A 20,313-nucleotide genomic window follows, 5' to 3' on the forward strand; every position below is an offset into this window, starting at 1 on the left:
ACAGAACGCCGGGGTGACCACGCGGGGAATGCGGCACGTGACGTCGGGCGTGAACTCATTCACTGACCTGGAAAAGGGATGGCGTTCTGTCAGGCTCCTTATTTTCCAATTCGGCTTTTCCGAACACGGTTCTGCCCGCCCGGCCCGGCTCGGTTAACGGATTCGCACCACGACCCTTGACGCGGGAAAACGACCATTGTTAAATGCGCATGACAACCCCATTCCGCTTTCGCCGTGCGGGAATTCGCGCGCCTCAGTACGCCGAAAGGGTGTTCATGGTGATGAGACTCCTGCGGTCGTTGCCGCTACTCGCGCTCCTTGGGGGGCTGTTGGCCGGCGGAACCGCCACTCCGGCGCTCGCCTCGACGACGGACGCCGCGTTCAGTCAGACCAGCGGTGCGCTGAACGTCGACTACGCGAGCTATCTGGCCAAGCACGACATCGTCTACAACAAGCCCAACACCAATGCCGCGTACGGTCTGCCCGTGGGCAACGGCCGTACCGGCGGGATGGCTTGGAGCCAGAACGGCCTGACGATGCAGACGTCCGGAGTCGACCTGTCCGAGCAGTCGGCGTACGCGGCGGGGCTGGTGAACCTCACCACCAGCCCGGCGATGGACACCGGCTACTCCACCTACCAGCAGCGTTTGTCGCTGTACGACGGCACGTTGGTGACCAGGTACGACGCCAACCGGACCGTGACCGTCATGGGCTCGCCCAACTCGGAGGTGATGGGCATCCACGTGGACGACTCGCGCAGCGGGGTGTCCAGTGTGTCCTTCAACCTGAGCATGTGGGACCCGGCCACCGTCACCAACATCGCCGACGTGCCCGACCTGAACACCTGGAAGACGATCTCCACCTTCGCCGACGCGAGCGTCGCGGGGCTGAGCCGCGGTCAGGCGGACCCGAACGGTTTCGGGTACACGCTGGCGGCCACCGTGGAGGGCGCCGCATTCACCACGCAGGTGGTCGACTCACGGACGGTTCGGGTGACCATCACCCCCACCTCCAGCTACACCATCTGGTTCACGGCCGCGAGCCGGATCAACGCCCCGAACCACGACTCGGTGGCCCAGGCCCGCAGTCAGCTGAGCTCGGTCAAGTCCACCGGCTACAGCACCACGTTGACCAACTACAAGAACTGGTGGCACGCGTTCTGGGCCAAGTCGTTCGTGCAGTACTCGGGCCTTTCCGGTGACGCCGACTACCTGGAGAACGTCTACTACCTGTCCACCTACATGATCGCGGCGGGCGGCTTCGGCAACTACCCGTCCCATTTCATCAACGGCGTCTTCCGGGCGACGCAGGACAACAGCAAGTGGAGCAACGCCTATTGGTACTGGAACCAGAGAGACGTCTACCTGTCATTCTTCGCCTCCAACCACACCGACCTCATCGACCGGCACAACAACCTGTACAACCGGAACTACGCCGCGCTGAAGGCGTACACCCAGACGCGGTACGGCGTGGACGGTCTGTGGGTGCCGGAGACCATGGGCTGGGACGGCAACGCGCGCGGCACGATCAACAGCGACTACACCAAGAACGTCCTGTCCACCGGCTACGAAGCCGCCTACAGCATGTACACGCGCTACCGGTACACCAATGACACCAACTACCTCCAGAACGTGGCCTATCCGTTCATGCGGGAGACTGCCAAGTTCTACTCGGCCATGCTGACCCGCGACGCTGCCACCGGCCTTTACCACATGGCCAACTCCAACTCCCACGAGACGTACTGGAATGTCCAGGACGCGATCACCGACCTGGCCGCCGTACGCAGCATGTTCCCGCTGGCGATCCAGGTCAGCCAGCAGCTGGGCGTCGACGCGGGGTTGCGCGCGACCTGGCAGGACGTGCTGGACCACCTGACGCCGTACGTCGTCTCGGACGGTGTCTACCAGCCGCATCAGCCGCCCATCTCCCAGACCAGGAACAACGAGAACGTCTCGGCCGAGTTGATCTGGCCCTACGACCTGACGGGCATCGGCTACCCCGACCAGCAGACGGCGGTCAACACCTGGAACCAGCGGCCCTTCCCCTACGGCAACGTGTGGTCCAACGACGCCGTGCAGGCGGCCCGGTTGGGCCTGGGCGACCAGGCCTACCAGGGCATGAAGACCATGCTGCAGAAGTACCAGAACTACCCCAACGGCATGACCAACAACACCAACGGCGTCTTCGAATACCTCGGCGTGCACCTGACGGCGCTCAACGAGTCACTCCTGCAGAGCTACAACGGCAAGATCCGGGTGTTCCCGGCCGTGCCCGCCGATTCGTCCTTCGTCGGCAAGTTCACGCTGCTGGCCAAGGACGGCTTCCAGGTCAGCTCCGAGCGTGAGGCCGGCGAGGTCAAGTACGTCGGCGTGAAGAGCCTCTACGGCAAGCAGGCGACGCTGGTCAACCCGTGGAGCGGGCAGCAGGTGCAGGTCCGCAGGGTGTCGGACGGGGCGATCCTCACCACCGGTTCCGGCGCCGAGGTCACCTTCGCCACGGCCGCCAACACGGTCTACGTGGTCGAGCGCACCGCCAAGCCGCTGTCCTCGTACACCTCGACCCGGCTGACCGGCACCGCCAACCAGGACGCGAAGACCCTCAGCGGCACCGCCTCCACCCTGGGCCTGCGGACCTCGACAGCCCCGTCCGGCACGGTCAGCCTCCTCTCGCGCGCCAACAACCTGTACGTCTCCGCCGCCGACGCGGGCGCCTCGCCGCTCATCGCCAACCGCACGGCGGTGGGCAACGCGGAGGCGTTCGACCGGGTGGACCTCGGCAACGGGAACATCGCCCTCAAGTCGCGGGCGAACGGCAAGTACGTCACCGCCGAGAACGCGGGTGCCGAGCCACTGATCGCCAACCGTGATGCGATCGGCCCCTGGGAGACCTTCCAGGAGACCAAGAACTCCAACGGCACGATCAGCCTCAAAGCACAGGCGAACGGCATGTACGTCTGTGCCGACAACACCGGCGCCGCGCCACTGATCGCCAATCGCACCGCGATCGGTCTCTGGGAGTCCTTCGACCTCATCACCAACTGAACCCACGCACTTACGAGCGGACGGCGGGCCACGTGCCCGCCGTTCGTGTTCCTGACTTCACGCCAGTGCGGCAGCAGGCTCCCCGGCTGTAGCACGAGGCAGGCGGCGCCGACTGCCGTGCCCACCGACCGCGGTGGCGATGACGTCCTTGTCGAGCAGCGTGGGGATTCCGGTTCCGACGGTGAGCCGCGAGCGCAGCGGAACGCTTCCCCCGCCCGGCAGTTCGGGCGGGTCGACGACCAGCTCCTGGTCCCGGGCGAGCGGTCCCGAGCGAGCGGTCCCGGGCCTGCGATGCCCAGGTCCAGGATCCGGCCGGTGTCGAACCCAGCCCCGGCGGCCAGGGGAGTGGGTTCGCTATACGGGGTCACGACGGTGCCCAGCAGGTCGAGCAGCACAGTGGAGGCTGACGACAACGGGCGCGGTCGTCAGCCACGAAGGTCGCAGGGCGCCCGCCCCCGGCCCGTGCCGGGAGCGGGCGCCCTGCCCGGAACGCCGCTGTCCAGGAGGCGCTCCCGTCTCAGTCGCGCAGCGCCGTCTGGAAGAGGCCCACCCAGTAGGCGGTGCGGTCCAGGTAGGCCGTCTGCGCCGCCTCGCCGGTCAGGCCGTAGGCGCCGTCGTACGTCTGGTAGCCCTGGCCCGCGGGCGGGGTGGAGTCGGCCGGTTCGATGGAACTCCCTTCGTGCCATTCGTTGAAGGAGGTGACCGACACCCAGGTCGGCGAGCCGCCGATCGCGGGGTCGAGGGCGTTGGACCACTGCCTGTCGTACGCCGCACCGCCGGCCCGCTCGACGGTGGGTGTCGTGTTGCCGGGCACCGCGCGGTCGTCGAGGTAACCGGGAGCGACGGACGGGGCCCAGATCAGGTTGTTCGCGCGGGCGTAGTCGCCGGCCTGCTTCCAGCCGGGAGCGGTGGCGCCCGCGATGCCGTCGTAGGTGTAGAGGCCGGAGAAGTGCGCGATCTTGGTGGTGTCGGTGGTCTGAGCGAGCACGATGCTGGTGCCGGTGACCTGGTCGAGTGCCGCCCAGTCGGTGATGTTCAGGCTCTGGAAGACGTAGAACGCCCCCTTGTCACCGTGCTCGGCGGAGCGGTAGAAGGCCGGATGGCTGCCGTAGGTGCTGTTGATGTACTGGATGTCGGCGACGGTTGAGGCGGCGGTGCGGCCGGAGTACGGCTCCAGGTGCCAGGCCACCTTGACGCCTTCCTTCTGCGCCGCGTCGAGCACACCCCGGGCGAGCTGATCCTCGTAACCGCCCTGGCCCCACCAGCTGTAGACGATGACACCGGCACCGGACTGGGCGACCCACTTCATGTGCTGCGCCACCGCGCCCGCGTAGTCGGCGGAGTCGTAGGGGCCAAGCGCCGGGTAGAAGTCGGCGCCGATGTCCTCGGGCGGGGTGCGGCCGCCCTGCTGCCAGTGCCGCCAGCTGCCGTTGACGGCCGGGCTGCCGTACCAGGGGTAGTAGAAGAGGTGCACGTTCGGGGACAGCTCACTGGACGCGGGCTCGGCGCCGAGCGTGAAGGTGTCGATGTCGAAAAGGGATCCGCTCCCGCCGGTGAATCTCAGGAACAGCGGGCCGGAGGCGGTGGCGGTCAGGGTCGTCGAGACCGTCGTGAAGGTTTCCCATCCGCCGGTCACCGGCGCCGTCACCGAGCCGAGCAGCGTGCCGGTGGCCGATCCTGAGCGGACCTCGATGGTGCCGCCCGCGCCCGCCGAGGAGACCTTGGCGGAGAAGGAAGTGGCGCCCGCGGTGGGCACGGAGGCGTATCCGGCCCAGTCGCCGTTGTCGATGTAGCCGAGCGTCTGTCCGCCGCTGGCCGGTGTGTGGGCCGCGGCCTGTACGCCGGAGCCCGATGTGAAGGACTCGGCCTCGACCGGTCCGGTGGTGGGTGCCGCGGAGCAGTCGGCCGCGACCTGGCCGGCCGTGTAGCGCACGGCGCCGAGCAGCAGGGAACGGAAGGCCGGGTCGCTGTAGGACTCGATCGTGTGGCCGAGGCCGGTGTAGAAGGAGCGGCCCGCACCCTGGTTGTGGCACCAGGTGATGGGGTGGTCGGCGCCCATCGAGCCGCCGGTGTAGGTGGTTTCGTCCAGGGTCTGCAGGACGCGGACGTTGGGACGTGGATTCGTGCGGTAGTTGTACAGCTCGTCGGTGCGCGTCCAGGTGGCGTCCAGATGCGCGGTCGCCGGATGGCCCCGGTCCTCGTTCTTGACCGTGGCCTGCTGGATCGCGGGGTGGCTCTGGAAGTAGGCGCCGACGAGTTGGCCGTAGTAGGGCCAGTCGTACTCGGTGTCGGCGGCCGCGTGTACCCCGAAGTAGCCGCCGCCGGAGTCGACGTAGGACTGGAAGGCGGTCTGCTGGGAGGCGTCCAGGACGTCGCCGGTGGTGCTGAGGAACACCACCGCCTCGTAGCCGGACAGGTTGGCGGTGGTGAAGGCGGCGGCGTCCTCGGTGGCGGTGACGGTGAAGTCGTTCTCCTGGCCCAGGGTTTGCAGGGCGCTGATGCCGGCCGGGATCGCGTCGTGCCGGAAGCCGGTGGTCTTGGAGAACACGAGGACGTCGAAGGGCGCGGCCTGCCGGTCGGCGGCCGCCTGGGCCTGGCCGAAGGGGGTCAGCAGTGCGCAGGTCAGTGCCATGGCGAGGAACGCCGGGCCGCGGCGCAGTCGCCGCATCAGGGTGGTCATGGTCAGCGCCCCTTCAGCGCCGAGGCGCCGAGTGTGAAGGTGTCGATGTCGAAGAGGTATCCGCCGCCCCCGGTGAAGGTGAGGAACAGCGGCCCGGTTCCGGTGCCGTTGAGGGTGGTGTTCACGGTGGCGAAGGTCTCCCAGCCGCCGGTTGCCGATACGGTCACCGAACCGAGCACCGCCCCGGTCTGTGAACCGGAGCGGACCTGGATGGTGCCGCCCGCGGCGGCCGAGGAGACCTTGGCGGAGAAGGAAGTGGCGCCCGCGGTGGGCACGGAGGCGTATCCGGCCCAGTCGCCGCTGTCGATATAGCCGAGGGTCTGTCCGCCACTGGCCGGCGTGTGGGCGGCGGACTGCACGCCGGAGCCGGAGCTGTAGGACTCGCCCTCCCACGTCGTGTACGTCGGGGCGCTGGTGCTGAAGGTGAACGCGTCGACGTCGAAGAGGTTCCCCTGCCCGCTGGGACCGTGGAAGACGAGGAACAGTTCGGTGCTGCCGGAGGGGATCGCGGACAGCGAGGTCGAGACGTCCGTGTACGTCTCCCAGCCACCGGTCACCGGCACGGTCACCGTGCCGAGCAGCGTGCCGGTCGTGGACCCCGTGCGGATTTCGACGGTGCCGCCTGCCCCGCCGGAGGCGACGCGGGCGGAGAAGCGGTTGGCCCCGGTGAGCGCGTACGGCTCGAAGGAGATCCAGTCGCCGTCGTCGGTGAAGCCGACCGTGTTGCCGCCCTCGGCTGCCGCGCCGTGCCCGGCGATCTGGATGCCCGACTGGGCGGAGAAGTGCTCGGCCTGACGATGGCGGGGTTGCAGGGTGCGCGTGGAGTGCGTGGTCAGACCGGCGGAGTCGGTGTACTCCGCGTCGAAGACGCCATACAGGTTGGCGGCGCTGTCGTGTTCGCCGTCGGCGGGGACGGTGAGGGTGCCCGTGCAGCCGGTGGTGGAGGTGATGGCGTGGGTGTGGCTGTCGTGGCCGAGGAGATAGGTGAGCTTCACCTTGGAGCAGTCGATCGTGCCGTCCTCGGGGTCGCTGACCTGGATCCTGAAGGGGACGGTGTCACCGAAGGAGAACAGCTGTCCGTCCAGGGGCTGTTGGAGCGTGACCGTCGGGGCGGTGTTCCCGGCGGTCACCACCAGGCTGGCGGTGCCGGTGAGACCCTCGGGGTCCTTGACCGTGAGGGTGGGCTGATAGGTGCCCGCGGTCGTGTACGTGTGACTGGGGTTGGCCTCGGTGGACGTCGAGCCGTCACCGAAGTCCCAGGAGTAGGTGAGCTGTTGACCCTCGGGGTCGGAGCTGCCCTGCGAGGAGAACTGCACGGTCAGCGGCAGCCCGCCGGAGGTCTTGTCGGCGGATGCCCGGGCGACCGGGTTGCGGTTGCTGCCCGCGATGTACTCGATGCGGTACAGGGCCTGGTTGTCGCTCCCGGTCCCGTAGTCCAGGACGTACAGCGCGCCGTCGGGTCCGAAGTCGCTGTCGATGACCTGGGTGCCGTCCCAGGGAACGTCCTCGATCGTGCCGTACGAACCGTCGCTCTTGACCTCGATGGCCTTGATCCACTGCCGTCCATACTCGGCGGCGAAGAACCGGCCGTCGAGGGACTCCGGGAACTTGACCGCCGAGTCCAGGTTCGGGTCGTAGCGGTAGACATCGCCGCCCATGGGCGACTCGGAGCCGGTGCCGAACTCGGGAGGCGAGCCGTCGAGCCCGTACTTGATCCAACTCGGCTTCGCCGGGGGCAGTTGGGCCTGGCCGGTGTTGCGGAAGGAGTTGTTGGCGGGACCGCCCGCGCAGTCGTACTTGTCGCCGGAGGGGCCGCTCGGGAAGGTGTACTCGTTGTAGGTCTCACCGGTGGTGTTGGTGCCGGTGCAGTACGGCCAGCCGAAGTTGCCGGGCGCGGTGATGCGGTCGAACTCGACCTGGCCGCCCGGGCCGCGGCTCGCGTCGGTGGTGCCCGCGTCCGGGCCGTAGTCGCCGAGGTAGACGACTCCGGTGGCACGGTCGACGGACATCCGGAACGGGTTGCGGAAGCCCATCGCGTAGATCTCGGGGCGGGTGTTCGCGGTGCCGGGCGCGAAGAGGTTACCGGTGGGGACGGTGTAGCCGCCGTCGGCGGTCGGCTTGATACGGAGCAGCTTGCCGCGCAGGTCGTTGGTGTTGCCGGAGCTGCGCTGCGCGTCGAACTGCGGGTTGCGGTCGGTGCGTTCGTCGAGCGGCGCGTAGCCGGTGGAGTCGAACGGGTTGGTGTCGTCGCCCGTGGTCAGGTAGAGGTTCCCGGCCGCGTCGAAGTCGATGTCGCCGCCGACGTGGCAGCACTGCCCGCGGTCGTTGGCGACTTCCAGGACGACCTTCTCGCCGGCCGTGTCGAGGGTGCCGTCGGTCTTCAGGGTGAAGCGGGACAGGTTCAGGTGCCCTTTCCAGGGCTCGAAGTCGGCGGCGGTTCCGGTGGTCGGGGCGTCGCCCGCGGGGGTGCTGAGCTTGGGCGAGTAGTACACGTAGACGTACCGGTTGGTGGCGAATCCGGGGTCGGCCGCGATGCCCTGCAACCCCTCCTCGTCATGCGTGTAGACGTCCAGCTTGGCGGCCTGCTTGGTGTTGCCCGCGGCGTCGGTGTAGCGGATCGTGCCGTCGCGCGCGGTGTGCAGGACGGACCGGTCGGGGAGCACGGTCAGCGACATCGGCTCGCCCATCTCGGCTGCTCCCGAGGCGAGTTGCACCTGTTGGTAGTCGGCCGGCGGGAGATCTGCCGGTAACGCGGTGGCCGAGGGCGCCGCCGTGGCGGCTCCGGCCAGGATGAGTGCGAGCGCAGTGAGCATTCTCAGCCCTGCGCGAGGGCGCCGAGACATGGGGGGTTTCCTTCCTGACGTGCGGGTTGTCAGGCATGGGCGCGTTCCGGCCGCGCTTGCCGCGTGCATCAGCCGTACTGGGATGCGAACTGGAGGCGATCAGTAATTGCGTACTGCAATTCGATATTTGCAGTCATCTGCTGATGTTTTGCATACTCGTGAAGCGCGCCGAGTTTGTCAAGCGCCTGTCAAAACTCCGTCCCGTATGTCCATCTTCTGGACTTACGAACCTCAAGTACTGGCCTTACGGACCTCAAGTGGCGGGCTGTGCGCCGCTGTCCCGGGAGTGATCGACCGTTTCGTCCCGTCGTCCCCGCACCTCACGGCACTGTAGAGCGCACGCCTGTTGACGTAAATAAAAGCGATGGATTTTCATGAGGGAAGACACGCGGCCGAGTGCGCCGCCGACGACCGGCCGGGTTCGCAGGGGCCTTACGGACTCGTGACGTGACCGTCCGGTGCCGCCGCACGGTGCCCTTGTGGTCCTAGCCTTTCGCCCATGCGAGTACTGGTCACCGGCGGAGCCGGGTTCATCGGGTCCCATGTCGTCGAGGCACTGATCGCGCGGGGGCACGAGCCGGTCGGGTACGACCTGCGCCACGGCTCCGACGTACGCGACGCCGAGGCGGTCGCGTCCGCCCTGCCGGGCGTCGACGCCGTGTGCCACCACGCAGCGATGGTCGGGCTGGGGAAGGACTTCGGCGACGCCGCCGAGTACGTGTCCCACAACGACCTCGGTACGGCGGTGCTGCTCGCCGCGATGGCCGACGCGGGGGTACGGCGGCTGGTGCTCGCGGGGTCGATGGTGGTGTACGGCGAGGGCGCGTACGCGTGTGAGTGGCACGGGACGGTGCGGCCCGGGCCCCGGGCCGTCGCCGATCTGGACGCGGGGCGTTTCGAGCCCCGGTGTCCGCGCTGCGGTGAGCAGTTGACGTCCGGCCTTGTCGGTGAGGACGCTCCGGTCGACCCGCGGAACGTGTACGCGACGACCAAGCTGGCCCAGGAACATCTGGCGGCCGCGTGGGCACGGTCCACGGGCGGTTCGGCGGTGTCGCTGCGCTACCACAACGTGTACGGGCCCGGGATGCCGCGCGACACCCCGTACGCGGGTGTCGCCTCCTTCTTCCGGTCCGCGCTCGCCCGCGGCGAGGCCCCACGTGTCTTCGAGGACGGCGGCCAGCGACGGGACTTCGTGCACGTACGGGATGTGGCGGCGGCCAACGTGGCCGCGCTGGAGGCCGAGCCCCGGGAGGGGGCGTCGACGGCGTACAACACCGGGAGCGGGGAGCCGCACACGGTCGGCGAGATGGCGCGCGCTCTGGCCTCCGCGTACGGCGGGCCCGACCCCGTCGTGACCGGGGAGTACCGGCTCGGCGACGTGCGCCACATCACGGCCGACTCGTCCCGGCTGCGGGCCGAGCTGGGCTGGAAGGCCGAGGTCGGGTTCGCCGAGGGAATGCGGGAGTTCGCGTCGGCGAAGCTGCGAGGGGAGTAGCCCTTCGCAGGATGCCTCCGCTCAGGCCTCGGCCGTGGGGAGCGTGACCTCGAAGCGGCAGCCGCCGGGGACGTTGTGCACGGCGGCCTGTCCCCGGTGGGCCTCCACGATGCCCCGGACGATCGCGAGCCCGAGCCCCGCGCCCGCGGGAGGTGTCCGCGCGTGCGTGCCTCGCCAGCCGGTGTCGAAGACACGCGGGAGGTCTTCTTCCGGGATGCCTCCGCAGCCGTCGGTGACGGACAGCACGACACCCTCGTCCGACCGCTCGGCCGCGACCGCGACCGTGCCGTCGGCGGGCGTCCGCCGGATCGCGTTGACCAGCAGATTGCCCAGGACGCGGCTCATCTCCTTGCCGTCCACCTCGATGGGCACCGGTTCGATCCGGTCGCCGACCAGCCGTACACCGAGTTCGCGGGCGAGCGGGTGCGCTCCTGCGAGGGCGTCGCCGACAAGGTCGTACAGCGACATCCGGGAGGGGGAGAGGGCGAGTGTCCCGGCGTGTATGCGGGACAGTTCGAAAAGGTCGCCGACCATGTCGTTGAGGCGTTCGACCTCGGTGCGGATCTGGCGGAGGTAGCGGTTCGGGTCGGCCGCGACGCCGTCCTCCAGGGCCTCCGACATCGCGCGCAGCCCGGCGAGCGGGGTGCGCAGGTCGTGCGAGATCCACGCCACGAGTTCGCGGCGCGAGGTCTCCAAGGCGCGCTCACGGGTACGGGACTCGGCGAGCTTGGCGCTGGTGGCCGCCAACTCCCGGCTCAACGCGGTGAGTTCGGCAATGGCGGGGCCCTCGGGGGCCGCGAAGTCGCCGTCGTCGCCGAAGGAGCGGGCGGCGAGGGTGAGCGCCCGGCTGCGGGAGACGACCCAGCGGCCGAGGAGGAGGGCGGTCGCCAGGGACACGACGGCCGCCATCGCGACGACCGTCGTCACCACGGTCAGGTCGTGCGAGGACAGGAACATCGCCCAGGCCACGGCCAGCGTCCCGGCGAGCATCGCGGCCACGGCCACGACGGCCACGACGGCGAGGGACGCGGTCAGCGACCGCCGCCGGACCAGCCGGAGCGCACCCGCGCCGAACAGCCCGGCCGCGGCGGCGCCGAGGAAGGCGTAGAGGGCGATGAGCAGCATGTCGCGCATGTCAGGCCATCTCTTCGAAGGGTGTCGCGTCGAGCATGGTCAGACCATTTCTTCGAGGGGTGTTGTGTCGAGCATGGTCAGGCCGCCCTTTTGTGGAGCGTGGTGTCGAGCATGGTCAGACCGCCTCCTTGCGGGGTGTCGTGCCGTGCATGGTCAGGCCGTCCCTTCGGGGGGTGTCGTGCCGCGCATGGTCGGACCGCCTCTTCGCGTGGTGTGGTGCCGCGCATCGTCAGACCGCCTCTTCGCGTGGTGTGCCGTCGAAGCGGTAGCCGACGCCCCACACCGTGTGGATCAGCCGGGGCCTCGCAGGGTCGTCCTCGACCTTCCCCCGAAGCCGGCGTACGTGGACCGTGACCGTCGACAGGTCGCCGAAGTCCCAGCCCCAGACCTCGCGCATCAGGTCCTCGCGGCTGAAGGCCCGGCCGGAATGGCGGAGGAAGAAGGCGAGGAGGTCGAACTCACGGATGGTGAGGGCGAGTTCCTCACCGTTCTTGGTGGCACGGCGGGCCGCAGGGTCCACGGTGAGACCGGCCGCGTGGAGGGGGCGGGCGCCGGTGGCAGGCCGCGCGCGGCGCAGGACCGACTCCACCCGGAGCACCAGTTCCCGGGGGCTGAACGGCTTCGTGACGTAGTCGTCGGCGCCGACCTCCAGGCCCAGGATCCGGTCGTCCTCGTCGCCGCGGGCGGTGAGCATGATGACGGGCACGGGACCGTGCGCCCGCAAGCGCCGGCACACCTCAAGGCCGTCCATCCCCGGCAGCATCAGATCCAGCACCACCATGTCCGGCCAGTGCGCGGCGGCCCGGGCGAGCGCGGCGGGCCCGTCGGCGGCACGGTCCACGACGTACCCCGCGCGGTCGAGGTAGCCGGAGACGACCTCGGCGACGGTCGGATCGTCGTCGACGACGAGAACGCGCGTCGTGGCCCCGGACCCACCCGGGGCCGTGTCCTCCTGCCCGCTCGGCACACGCCCGGTACCTGCGGATTCGTACGGCTGCTGCATGCGTCCAGCCTCCCACCGGCCCCGCCCCCGTGCCGCGGGCGCGGCTCGACGTCCGTGTTTCGTAAGGAGGCCAAGCCCGATATGCCCCTTTCGCGTTCGTAGGGTGAAGCCGTGACCGCACATCCCGCCCTTCCCGCCAAGGACCCGCAAGTCGACGTGGTCCTCCCCTGTCTGAACGAGGCCGCGGCCCTGCCCTGGGTACTCGCCCGCATCCCGCCGGGCTGGCGCGCGCTGGTCGTGGACAACGGGTCCACGGACGGCTCGGCCGAACTGGCCCGCAGCCTCGGCGCGACCGTCGTACGTGAGACGCGCCGCGGGTTCGGTGCCGCCTGCCACGCCGGACTGACCGCCGCCACCGCGGACTTCGTGTGCTTCTGCGACTGCGACGCCTCGCTCGACCCGTCCCTGCTCGTCCCCTTCGTACGCGAGCTACGGGACGGCGACGCGGACCTTGTGCTCGGGCGGCGCCGCCCGCAGGGCCGGAGCGCCTGGCCCGCGCACGCCCGGGCGGCCAACCTCGCGCTGGCCCGGCTGATGCGCCGCCGCACGGGGCTACGCCTCCACGACCTCGGCCCGCTCCGGGCCGCCCGCCGCGCACCGCTGCTCGACCTCGCCCTCACGGACCGCCGCAGCGGCTATCCCCTCCAGATGGTCCTCCGTGCCGCCGACGCCGGCTGGCGCGTCACCGAGCGCGACGTGCCGTACCTGCCGCGCACCGGCACCTCCAAGGTCACCGGCACCTGGCGCGGCAGCTGGCAGGCGGTACGGGACATGCGCCGCGTTCTGGCCGAACCACCGGCGCCGGTCAAGGCGCCCGCCACCTCTCCAGGAGGAAACGCCCAGTGAGCACCCTGCTCGTCATCGCCAAGGAGCCGCGACCGGGGCGGGTGAAGACCCGGCTCACGCCGCCGTTCACACCCCGGGAAGCGGCACTGCTCGCCGAGGCGGCCCTCGCGGACACCCTGCGTACGGTGGCGGCGACGCCCGCGCGGCGCCGCGTACTGGTGCTCGACGGCACGCCCGGCCCGTGGCTGCCGCCCGGCTTCGACGTCGTACCGCAGTGCGCGGGAGGTCTGGACGAGCGGCTGGCCGCCGCTTTCGCGGGCTGCGAAGAGCCCACGCTGCTGATCGGCATGGACACGCCTCAGGTGACGCCCGCACTGCTCACCGTGGACTTCGCCGACTGCGACGCGTACTTCGGACCCGCCGAGGACGGCGGCTTCTGGGCGCTGGGCCTCGCCGTTCCTGACCCCGAACTGCTGCGCGGTGTAGCGATGTCGACGCCGATCACGGGCGCCGTACAGCGGGACCGGCTGACCGCTGCGGGTCTGCGGGTACGTGATCTGCCCCGGCTACGGGACGTCGACACCGCGTCCGACGCGGAGGCGGTCGCGGCGCTGGCACCGCAGGGCCGGTTCGCCGCGGAGCTGGCACGGGTGCGGGCGGTGAGCCGCCGATGAGCGCAGGAGCCGGCGCTCACGCCGCGCCCGTTGGACGCATGCCTGTTCCCGTCGGTGGGGGACTCCGCTCCCAGCCTGAACGGGCTCGCGCCCAAGCGCCCGACAGAGCTGCGAGTCCGTCCACCGCCTGGTCGGCCGACCCGTACTCCGACGCACTCCGTACGGGCCAGGGTCCCCTCTACCTCCGCCGCCCCGACGGCTGGTTGCTCCCCCTGGACGTCGAGCGCTGGTGCGCACGTGCCGACGCGGCCGATCTGGAGGCCCTGCGGCGCTGTGAAGGCGCCGTGCTCGACGTGGGGTGCGGGCCGGGGCGGCTCGTCGCCGAGCTCGCGGCGCGGGGCCGGCCCGCGCTCGGCATCGACGTCAGCGAGGCGGCCGTCGCGCACACCGTGCGGCTGGGCGGGCAGGCGTTGTGCGGGTCCGTCTTCGAACCGCTTCCCGGTGAGGGCCGGTGGGACACGGCCCTCCTCATCGACGGCAACGTCGGCATCGGCGGTGACCCGGCCGCTCTGCTCCTCCGGATGTCCCAACTCCTCGCCCCCGGAGGTCTGTTGATCGTCGAGGCGGTCCCGGACGTGGACGTCGACGAACGCGTCCACGTCCATGTCGTCCGCGTCACCGACGCCCTCGGCGCCGCCGGTCCGGGTTTCCCCTGGGCCCGTCTCGGTACGCCGGCCCTGCTGAGGCACGCGGTGCGCGCGGGCTGGCGCCCGGACGGTCAGTGGGAGGCGGGCGGCCGTTCCTTCGTCGCCCTGCGCAACCGCAGCACCAGCAGTACCGCGGAGCCGCCGAACAGCGCGGCCGTGATCAGCAGCCAGCGGGACAGGAACCCGTCGCCCGACAGGGTGGTCGCGGATCGGTAGTGGTCCGCCACCTGCCCGCTGATCAGCGGAAACCACACCAGCAGCAGGAGTCCGGAGAGCGCCGCCGGCACCCGGACGAATACCGTCCACTCCCGGCGGCCGACCGCTCCCAGCGCTCCTGACAGTGCCCGGTCCGCCCCCGCGTACAGCGGCAGCAGCACCAGGTCGTGCACCAACGCCGCACCCACGAACCACAGGGCAACCCCGAACCAGTCGCCCGCGAGCAGCCGCACTCCCGCGTAACCGGCGAGCGCGAACGAGCAGGCGAGCAGCAGGAGTTGCAGCGGACTGCCGATGACATTCACCTTGAACCGTTGCCGCATCTCAGTTCTCCTCACAGGTTTCCGAACGTCAGCCGGGCAACCCACTTGGTGTTGAGCACGCCGGGTGCCGCGGGGACGATGATCCGCGCCGGGTACCCGTGGTCGGGGGCGAGCGGCGCGCCGTTGACGAACAGGGCGAGCAGCGAATCCGGGTCGCGCACCTGGTTGTCACGCAGCGCAGCGCGGCGGAAAGCCCCGTGCCGCTGGAGTGACTCCACCAGGACGTCGGGTGCCTGCTCATAGCCCACGAGCCGCGCCAGATCCCGCAGCCGCACCCCCTGCCACATCTGGTCGGAGGTTGACCAGCCCTCCACGCAGGCGATGGGCAACGCGGCGCTGTGCAAAGGGAGGTGGAGTAGATCGGCCCGGCTCAGGCGGACCGTCCGGCCGTGCCCCTCGACGACCAGCCGCCAGGCCTCCTCGCTCGTCTCCGTCGCGCTGATCCCGCGTGACCGGGCCGTCTTGTTGATCTGGAACGCGCCGGGCCCGGAACCCGGTTCAGGGCCGCCGTGCGGCGTCAGCAGGGCCGTTTCCCGCAGCGGCCCGTCGAAGCTCCGGCCCGCCGTCGTGGCGAACAGCAGCAGCGATCCGCCGCCGACGAAGCCGAGGGCGCCACGCCGCGAGACGGTGGGCTCGGCCGGATCCGGGGACACCAACTCCCCGTCCTCCGAAGGGTGTTCCTCCCGCATCCGGCGCAGGTTGCGTAGGGCTGTCGGCATCTTCAGCACCGCGTGCGTCAGGAACGCCGCGAAGAACACCCAGGCTCCGTAGAAGTGCAGCGAGTAGAAGGAGCCCGGGAAGAGGTAGTCGAGCTGGACGTTCAGTACGCCCGTGATGAACTCGAACAGGGCGCCTCCGACCAGCAGAAGCAGTGAGATCCGCTCCAGCGCGTGCGCGAGGGACCGGGCGGGCGGCAGCGCGAACAGCTTCGGCACGACCGACCACAGCTTCGCCAGCAGTACGGGGATCAGGGTGATGCCGAGCGTGACGTGGACGCCCTGCGTGAGCCGGTACAGCCAGTGCGGATCGGTCGGCCAGGAGAAGAGATAGAGGCCGAGCAGACCCTTGTCCGGGGTCATGTCGTTCACCCCGGACAGGCCCGGGTTGTAGGCGGCGTACGACAGGAGACCCGTCACGAACAGCAGCGTGATCCCGCCGAGCAGGACGACGCCCAGCACGGAGGTGAACCAGGGGCCGCGCAGCGGACTGCGCCAGAATGCGGGGGAGGACGGGGACCGTGACATGCCTCGACCGTAGGTGCGGGACAGCCCACGAAAGGGTCCGTGAACCATGACGAAACTCTGACGTTCGCCCTGGTGGGGGCCGCGGAGACCGGACCCCGCCCTAACGTGCTGGTGTGAACCGCGATCTTCTCCGTGACCTGTCCGCGGCCCTTGCCGCCGCACTCCTCGTGCTGGCCGCCGCGCTGGTCGGCACCGCCGTCGAGCACCGCGACGGCACACTCCACGTCGGCTGGCCGCCGCTGTACTCGCGGTGGGATCCGCACGTCGGCCCCGGCACCCCGGCCGCGATCGTGGTGGCCGTCGCGGTCGTCGCCTACGGCCCGCTCGTCGCCGCCCGGCTGCCCTGGCGCGCGCTGCTGCTCAGCATGTGGGGCACCGGCCTGGCGTGGACGTTCTCCCTCGCCCTCGTCGACGGCTGGCAGCGCGGGATCGCCCAGCGGCTGACGACCAGGTACGAGTACCTCCAGGTCATCGACCGCTTCCACGACATCCCGCACACCCTGCGGGACTTCACGCACCACATCCTGATCGGATCCCCCGACCACTGGCCCGCGCACGTCGCCGGACACCCCCCGGCGGCCACCCTCACCTTCGTCCTGCTCGACCGGATCGGGCTCGGCGGCGGGGCCTGGGCGGGCGTCTGGTGCATCACCGTCGGAGCGACGGCGGCGGTCGCGGTGCTCGTCACCGTACGAACGCTGTCCGGCGAGGCGCTCGCCCGCCGCGCCGCGCCCTTCCTTGTCCTGGCCCCGGCCGCCGTCTGGATGGGGACCTCCGCGGACGGGTACTTCGCCGCGGTCGCCGCCTGGGCCCTCGCGTTCCTCGCCCTCGCGGTCACGGGGCACCGGCCGCGGGCGACCGGCCTAGCCTCCGGGCTCCTCCTCGGCCTCACGATGTATCTCTCGTACGGGCTGACGCTGATCGCGGTCATCGCCGTGGCCGTCCTGCTGCTCGGTACGCGGCGGCTGCGTCCCCTCCCGTACGTGGTCGCCGGGGCCCTCGTCGTCCCGATCGTGTTCACCTTCGCCGGCTTCGACTGGTGGGAGGCGTACCGCCTGTTGGTGACCCGCTACTACCAAGGGGCCGGCGGCGTCCGGCCGTACGGGTACTGGGTGTGGGCGAACCTCGCGTGCACGGTGCTGATCGCGGGCCCGGCGACGGTGGCGGGCCTGCGGCGGGCCGGCGCGGCCCCGGTGCGCGAGGACGTCCGTGCCCGCCTCCGCGCACCCGCTCCCGGATCTCGTCTCGCCCTGCTCGTCCTCGCCGCCCTGCTCGCCCTCCTCGTCGCCGACCTCTCCGGCATGAGCAAGGCGGAGACGGAACGCATCTGGCTGCCGTTCGTGGTGTGGCTGCTGCCGGCCTGCGCGTTCCTGACCCGTCCCCGCGCCTGGCTCACTGCACAGGTCGCTCTCGCCCTGCTCCTCAACCACCTTCTGCTGACCGGCTGGTGAGAGCGGCCCGCGGGCAGTGTCCGGGCCAGGATCCGGGGGCTATGTGGGCGGCGGCGTCCAGGATCAGCTGCGCGATCGCATCGGGGTGCGTGCCGGTCGGCAGGTGTTTTGAGTCGAGCTCGACGGTCTTGGCGCGCATGCGCGGGGCGAGGAAACCTTCGAGTTCGGGCGGCCTCGACGGGCCGGGCGCCGACTGGGGGGTGGGCGAGGGCGGTGTAATCCTCTGGGGCCTCGGGCGCACGGGCGGCGACGTGCACGAGGCCGGTGACGTTCGAGGCGAGCTGTGGGGCAGGTGCCGGCGACACGGTCGAACTCTGCTGGATCGCCGGCGGAGCCGACGCGGGCGCCCTCGCCGAATCCGTCGCCGCGGGGCAGGCCCACGGGTAGCGCCACTTCAAGCTCGGAACAGGGCTCACGCCCGGACAGGACGAGGCCGGGGAAGCCGCCCGAGTGGCCGGCCGTACGCGAGGCTGCCCCCGACGCCCGCCCGATCGTCGACGCCAACCAGGCGGGCACCCAGGACTCCGGGTTCCGCCTCGCCCCGCTCGAAGTTGCGGCGTCTGAACAGCCCTTCCCGCCAACGGCACAGAAGGATTCCGCCGGCCGCCCGACCTCAGCCCGGTGCCGATCGCCGTGGACGAGAGCGTGCGGCACCCCACCGACCTCGTCCATGAACCGTTTCCCGGTGAGCGGGGTCGGCTCGCCCGGTTCGATCACGACGGTGCTGCCTGTCCCAAGTGCCGTCGGCTGACGCACCGTTGGCTGAGAAAAACGCTTGGACTCCGCAGTCGGTGTCGCAGGACAATTCGAGTCCTGGCCTGCCCGTACTCGCACATCGGCGTCGCCGAGAGCCGCGCGGAGGCTCCGTCGTCGTGCCCCGTCCCTCGGGCACCGGTCCGAGCGAGGTGGGGATGGCAACGACTGAATCGCGTGAGGCTTTACCGGGCAAGGGCCCGGTACTCCTCGCGCTTCGTTATTACGGACGCGAGCTGGCCCGGCTCCGACGGCTGACGGCGCCCGCGCTGCTGCTGCCGGCGCTGGGCAACATCGGCATCAACTACATCGCGCCGCTGATCATCGCGAAGCTCGTCGGCGAAATCGCCGACGACACCGACATCGCCATCGGCTCGACCCTGCCCTACGTCCTTGCCTTCGCCGGTGTCCTGCTCCTCGCGGAGACGTTGTGGCGCATCGGCCTGCACTGCCTGAACCGCGTCGACGCCCTCGGCATCGAGCACCTGTATGTGATCGGCATGGACGAGCTGTTCGCCAAGGACGCCGCGTTCTTCCACGACAACTTTGCAGGATCGCTGACCAAGCGGGTGCTGAGCTTTGCCTCCCGCTTCGAGGCCTTCGTCGACACGATGACGTTCCAGATCGTGGGCAGCTTCGTGCCGCTGGTATTCGGATCGGTGGTGCTGTGGCTGTACGAACCGCTGCTCGTCGTAGGGCTGTTGGTGATGATCGCGCTGACGGCGCTGTGCGTGGTGCCCCTCATCCGGCGCCGCCAGGCCCTGGTCGACCAGCGTGAGGAGGCGATCGCCCGGGTGTCGGGGCACGTCGCCGACAGCCTGATGAACATGGACACCGTCCGGGCGTTCGCCGCGGAGGAGCACGAGGCCGCCGAGCACCGGTCACGCGTCGCGGTGTCGCGTCGGCTCACACTGAGGTCCTGGGACTACGGCAACCTGCGCATCGACACCCTGGTCGCACCGATGTCCGTACTGACCAACGCGCTGGGACTGCTGCTCGCGGTCGCGCTCGGCGGGGGCGCCAACGGCGTCGAGTCGGTCGTGGTCGCCTTCATGTACTACACCAACGCGACGCGGATCATGTTCGAGTTCAACCAGATCTACCGTCGCGTGGAGAGCTCGATGACGGAGGCCGCACAGTTCACCGAACTGCTGCTGATGCCGCCGACCGTGCTCGACCCGGCATCGCCTGAGCCGCTGCGGTCCCGGGCCGCCGACGTCCGTTTCGAAGAGGTGACCTTCGCTCACGCGGGTGCGGCACCGCTCTTCGAGGGACTCGACCTGACCGTGCCCAGCGGAGCGAGGATCGGTCTCGTCGGCCGGTCCGGCGGAGGCAAGACCACGCTTACCCGGCTGCTGCTGCGGATGACGGACATCCACGGCGGCCGGATCCTGATCGGGGGGCAGGACATCAGCAGGCTGCGCCAGGCGGACCTGCGCAGCCTGACCGCCTACGTGCCGCAGGACCCCGCGATGTTCCACCGCTCGCTGCGGGACAACATCGCGTTCGCCCGGCCGGACGCCACCGACGCCGAGATCCGCCGCGCGGCCGAGGCGGCGCACGTCACGGAGTTCGCCGACGTGCTGCCGGACGGATTCGACACCATGGTGGGCGAGCGCGGTGTGAAGCTGTCCGGCGGGCAGCGCCAGCGGGTCGCCCTCGCCCGGGCGATCCTGCGCGACGCGCCGATCCTGCTGCTCGACGAGGCGACCAGCGCCCTGGACTCCGAGAGCGAGGTCCTCGTCCAGGAGGCGCTGTGGCGGCTCATGGAAGGCCGGACGGCGCTTGTGGTGGCGCACAGGCTGAGCACGGTCGCCACCATGGACCAGCTCGTCGTCCTCGACCGCGGACGGATCGTCGAGCAGGGCACCCACCAGGAGCTTCTCGTGTCGGAAGGCGCCTACGCGAAGCTGTGGCAGCACCAGTCGGGCGGCTTCCTCGACGACAGCCCCGCGCGCGCGGACCTGCACTGAAGCAGCGCATGCGGGGTCACTCCACGGGTGACCGCGGTCCGAACGACCTC

The 20,313-nt window shown here is 70.2% G+C and carries 13 protein-coding genes; 8 read left to right on the forward strand and 5 right to left on the reverse strand.

The window, feature by feature from the left end; translation table 11 throughout:
* The first annotated feature begins 275 nt into the window (after positions 1-275).
* The gene (locus tag ACIPC1_RS09450; RefSeq protein ID WP_402514932.1) at positions 276-3,041 is read left to right on the forward strand and encodes a glycosyl hydrolase family 95 catalytic domain-containing protein; all 2,766 of its coding nucleotides are present in this window, start codon (positions 276-278) and stop codon (positions 3,039-3,041) included.
* 517 nt (positions 3,042-3,558) lie between these two features.
* On the opposite strand, the gene ACIPC1_RS09455 is transcribed toward ACIPC1_RS09450, so the two are convergent.
* Both ACIPC1_RS09455 and ACIPC1_RS09460 read right to left on the reverse strand, forming a co-directional pair.
* Positions 3,559-5,721: a ThuA domain-containing protein gene (locus ACIPC1_RS09455; RefSeq protein ID WP_402514934.1), complete on the reverse strand. Its 2,163-nt coding sequence runs from the start codon at positions 5,719-5,721 to the stop codon at positions 3,559-3,561.
* A 2-nt stretch (positions 5,722-5,723) separates the two neighbouring features.
* Positions 5,724-8,564: a carbohydrate-binding protein gene (locus tag ACIPC1_RS09460; RefSeq protein ID WP_402514936.1), complete on the reverse strand. Its 2,841-nt coding sequence runs from the start codon at positions 8,562-8,564 to the stop codon at positions 5,724-5,726.
* A gap of 499 nt (positions 8,565-9,063) precedes the next feature.
* Between ACIPC1_RS09460 and ACIPC1_RS09465 the strand changes: the two genes are divergently transcribed.
* Positions 9,064-10,059, forward strand: a complete 996-nt coding sequence (locus ACIPC1_RS09465; RefSeq protein ID WP_402514938.1) for an NAD-dependent epimerase/dehydratase family protein — start codon at positions 9,064-9,066, stop codon at positions 10,057-10,059.
* A 21-nt stretch (positions 10,060-10,080) separates the two neighbouring features.
* Here ACIPC1_RS09465 and ACIPC1_RS09470 read toward each other — a convergent pair whose 3' ends face one another.
* The gene (locus ACIPC1_RS09470; protein WP_402514941.1) at positions 10,081-11,193 is read right to left on the reverse strand and encodes a sensor histidine kinase; all 1,113 of its coding nucleotides are present in this window, start codon (positions 11,191-11,193) and stop codon (positions 10,081-10,083) included.
* A gap of 229 nt (positions 11,194-11,422) precedes the next feature.
* On the reverse strand, positions 11,423-12,196 hold the full coding sequence (locus ACIPC1_RS09475; protein WP_402514943.1) for a response regulator transcription factor: 774 nt from the start codon (positions 12,194-12,196) through the stop codon (positions 11,423-11,425).
* A 111-nt stretch (positions 12,197-12,307) separates the two neighbouring features.
* Between ACIPC1_RS09475 and ACIPC1_RS09480 the strand changes: the two genes are divergently transcribed.
* From ACIPC1_RS09480 to ACIPC1_RS09490, 3 genes are read left to right on the forward strand one after another with little or no spacing between them, the layout of a single operon-like run.
* A complete protein-coding gene (locus ACIPC1_RS09480; RefSeq protein WP_402514945.1) occupies positions 12,308-13,042 on the forward strand; it encodes a glycosyltransferase family 2 protein in 735 nt (244 codons plus the stop codon).
* Complete coding sequence (locus ACIPC1_RS09485; RefSeq protein WP_402514948.1) at positions 13,039-13,656, forward strand: DUF2064 domain-containing protein; 618 nt, start codon at positions 13,039-13,041, stop codon at positions 13,654-13,656. Before ACIPC1_RS09480 ends, ACIPC1_RS09485 begins: the two co-directional genes overlap by 4 nt.
* A 38-nt stretch (positions 13,657-13,694) precedes the next feature.
* Complete coding sequence (locus tag ACIPC1_RS09490; protein ID WP_402514949.1) at positions 13,695-14,519, forward strand: class I SAM-dependent methyltransferase; 825 nt, start codon at positions 13,695-13,697, stop codon at positions 14,517-14,519.
* 334 nt (positions 14,520-14,853) lie between these two features.
* On the opposite strand, the gene ACIPC1_RS09495 is transcribed toward ACIPC1_RS09490, so the two are convergent.
* Positions 14,854-16,086, reverse strand: coding sequence for a molybdopterin-dependent oxidoreductase (locus tag ACIPC1_RS09495; RefSeq protein WP_402514951.1), 1,233 nt, complete (start codon positions 16,084-16,086; stop codon positions 14,854-14,856).
* A 113-nt stretch (positions 16,087-16,199) separates the two neighbouring features.
* Here ACIPC1_RS09495 and ACIPC1_RS09500 point away from each other — a divergent pair, with 113 nt between their 5' ends.
* The 3 genes from ACIPC1_RS09500 (at position 16,200) to ACIPC1_RS09510 (ending at position 20,263) form a co-directional block, all read left to right on the forward strand.
* Positions 16,200-17,537, forward strand: coding sequence for a hypothetical protein (locus ACIPC1_RS09500; RefSeq protein WP_402514953.1), 1,338 nt, complete (start codon positions 16,200-16,202; stop codon positions 17,535-17,537).
* A gap of 264 nt (positions 17,538-17,801) precedes the next feature.
* On the forward strand, positions 17,802-17,924 hold the full coding sequence (locus ACIPC1_RS09505; RefSeq protein WP_402514956.1) for a hypothetical protein: 123 nt from the start codon (positions 17,802-17,804) through the stop codon (positions 17,922-17,924).
* 524 nt (positions 17,925-18,448) lie between these two features.
* Complete coding sequence (locus ACIPC1_RS09510) at positions 18,449-20,263, forward strand: ABC transporter ATP-binding protein (protein ID WP_402514958.1); 1,815 nt, start codon at positions 18,449-18,451, stop codon at positions 20,261-20,263.
* Positions 20,264-20,313: the final 50 nt, after the last annotated feature.

This window comes from Streptomyces sp. NPDC087263, from assembly GCF_044744645.1.
In the GTDB taxonomy this organism is placed as follows: Bacteria; Actinomycetota; Actinomycetes; order Streptomycetales; family Streptomycetaceae; genus Streptomyces.

Excerpts from the sequence above, each read along its gene's own strand:
- ACIPC1_RS09455 (WP_402514934.1), bottom strand. The coding sequence starts at position 5,721 with ATGACCACCCTGATGCGGCGACTGCGCCGCGGCCCGGCGTTCCTCGCC.
- ACIPC1_RS09460 (WP_402514936.1), bottom strand. The coding sequence starts at position 8,564 with ATGTCTCGGCGCCCTCGCGCAGGGCTGAGAATGCTCACTGCGCTCGCA.
- ACIPC1_RS09510 (WP_402514958.1), top strand. The coding sequence starts at position 18,449 with ATGGCAACGACTGAATCGCGTGAGGCTTTACCGGGCAAGGGCCCGGTA.
- ACIPC1_RS09495 (WP_402514951.1), bottom strand. The coding sequence starts at position 16,086 with ATGTCACGGTCCCCGTCCTCCCCCGCATTCTGGCGCAGTCCGCTGCGC.
- ACIPC1_RS09490 (WP_402514949.1), top strand. The coding sequence starts at position 13,695 with ATGCCTGTTCCCGTCGGTGGGGGACTCCGCTCCCAGCCTGAACGGGCT.
- ACIPC1_RS09475 (WP_402514943.1), bottom strand. The coding sequence starts at position 12,196 with ATGCAGCAGCCGTACGAATCCGCAGGTACCGGGCGTGTGCCGAGCGGG.
- ACIPC1_RS09470 (WP_402514941.1), bottom strand. The coding sequence starts at position 11,193 with ATGCGCGACATGCTGCTCATCGCCCTCTACGCCTTCCTCGGCGCCGCC.
- ACIPC1_RS09450 (WP_402514932.1), top strand. The coding sequence starts at position 276 with ATGGTGATGAGACTCCTGCGGTCGTTGCCGCTACTCGCGCTCCTTGGG.
- ACIPC1_RS09465 (WP_402514938.1), top strand. The coding sequence starts at position 9,064 with ATGCGAGTACTGGTCACCGGCGGAGCCGGGTTCATCGGGTCCCATGTC.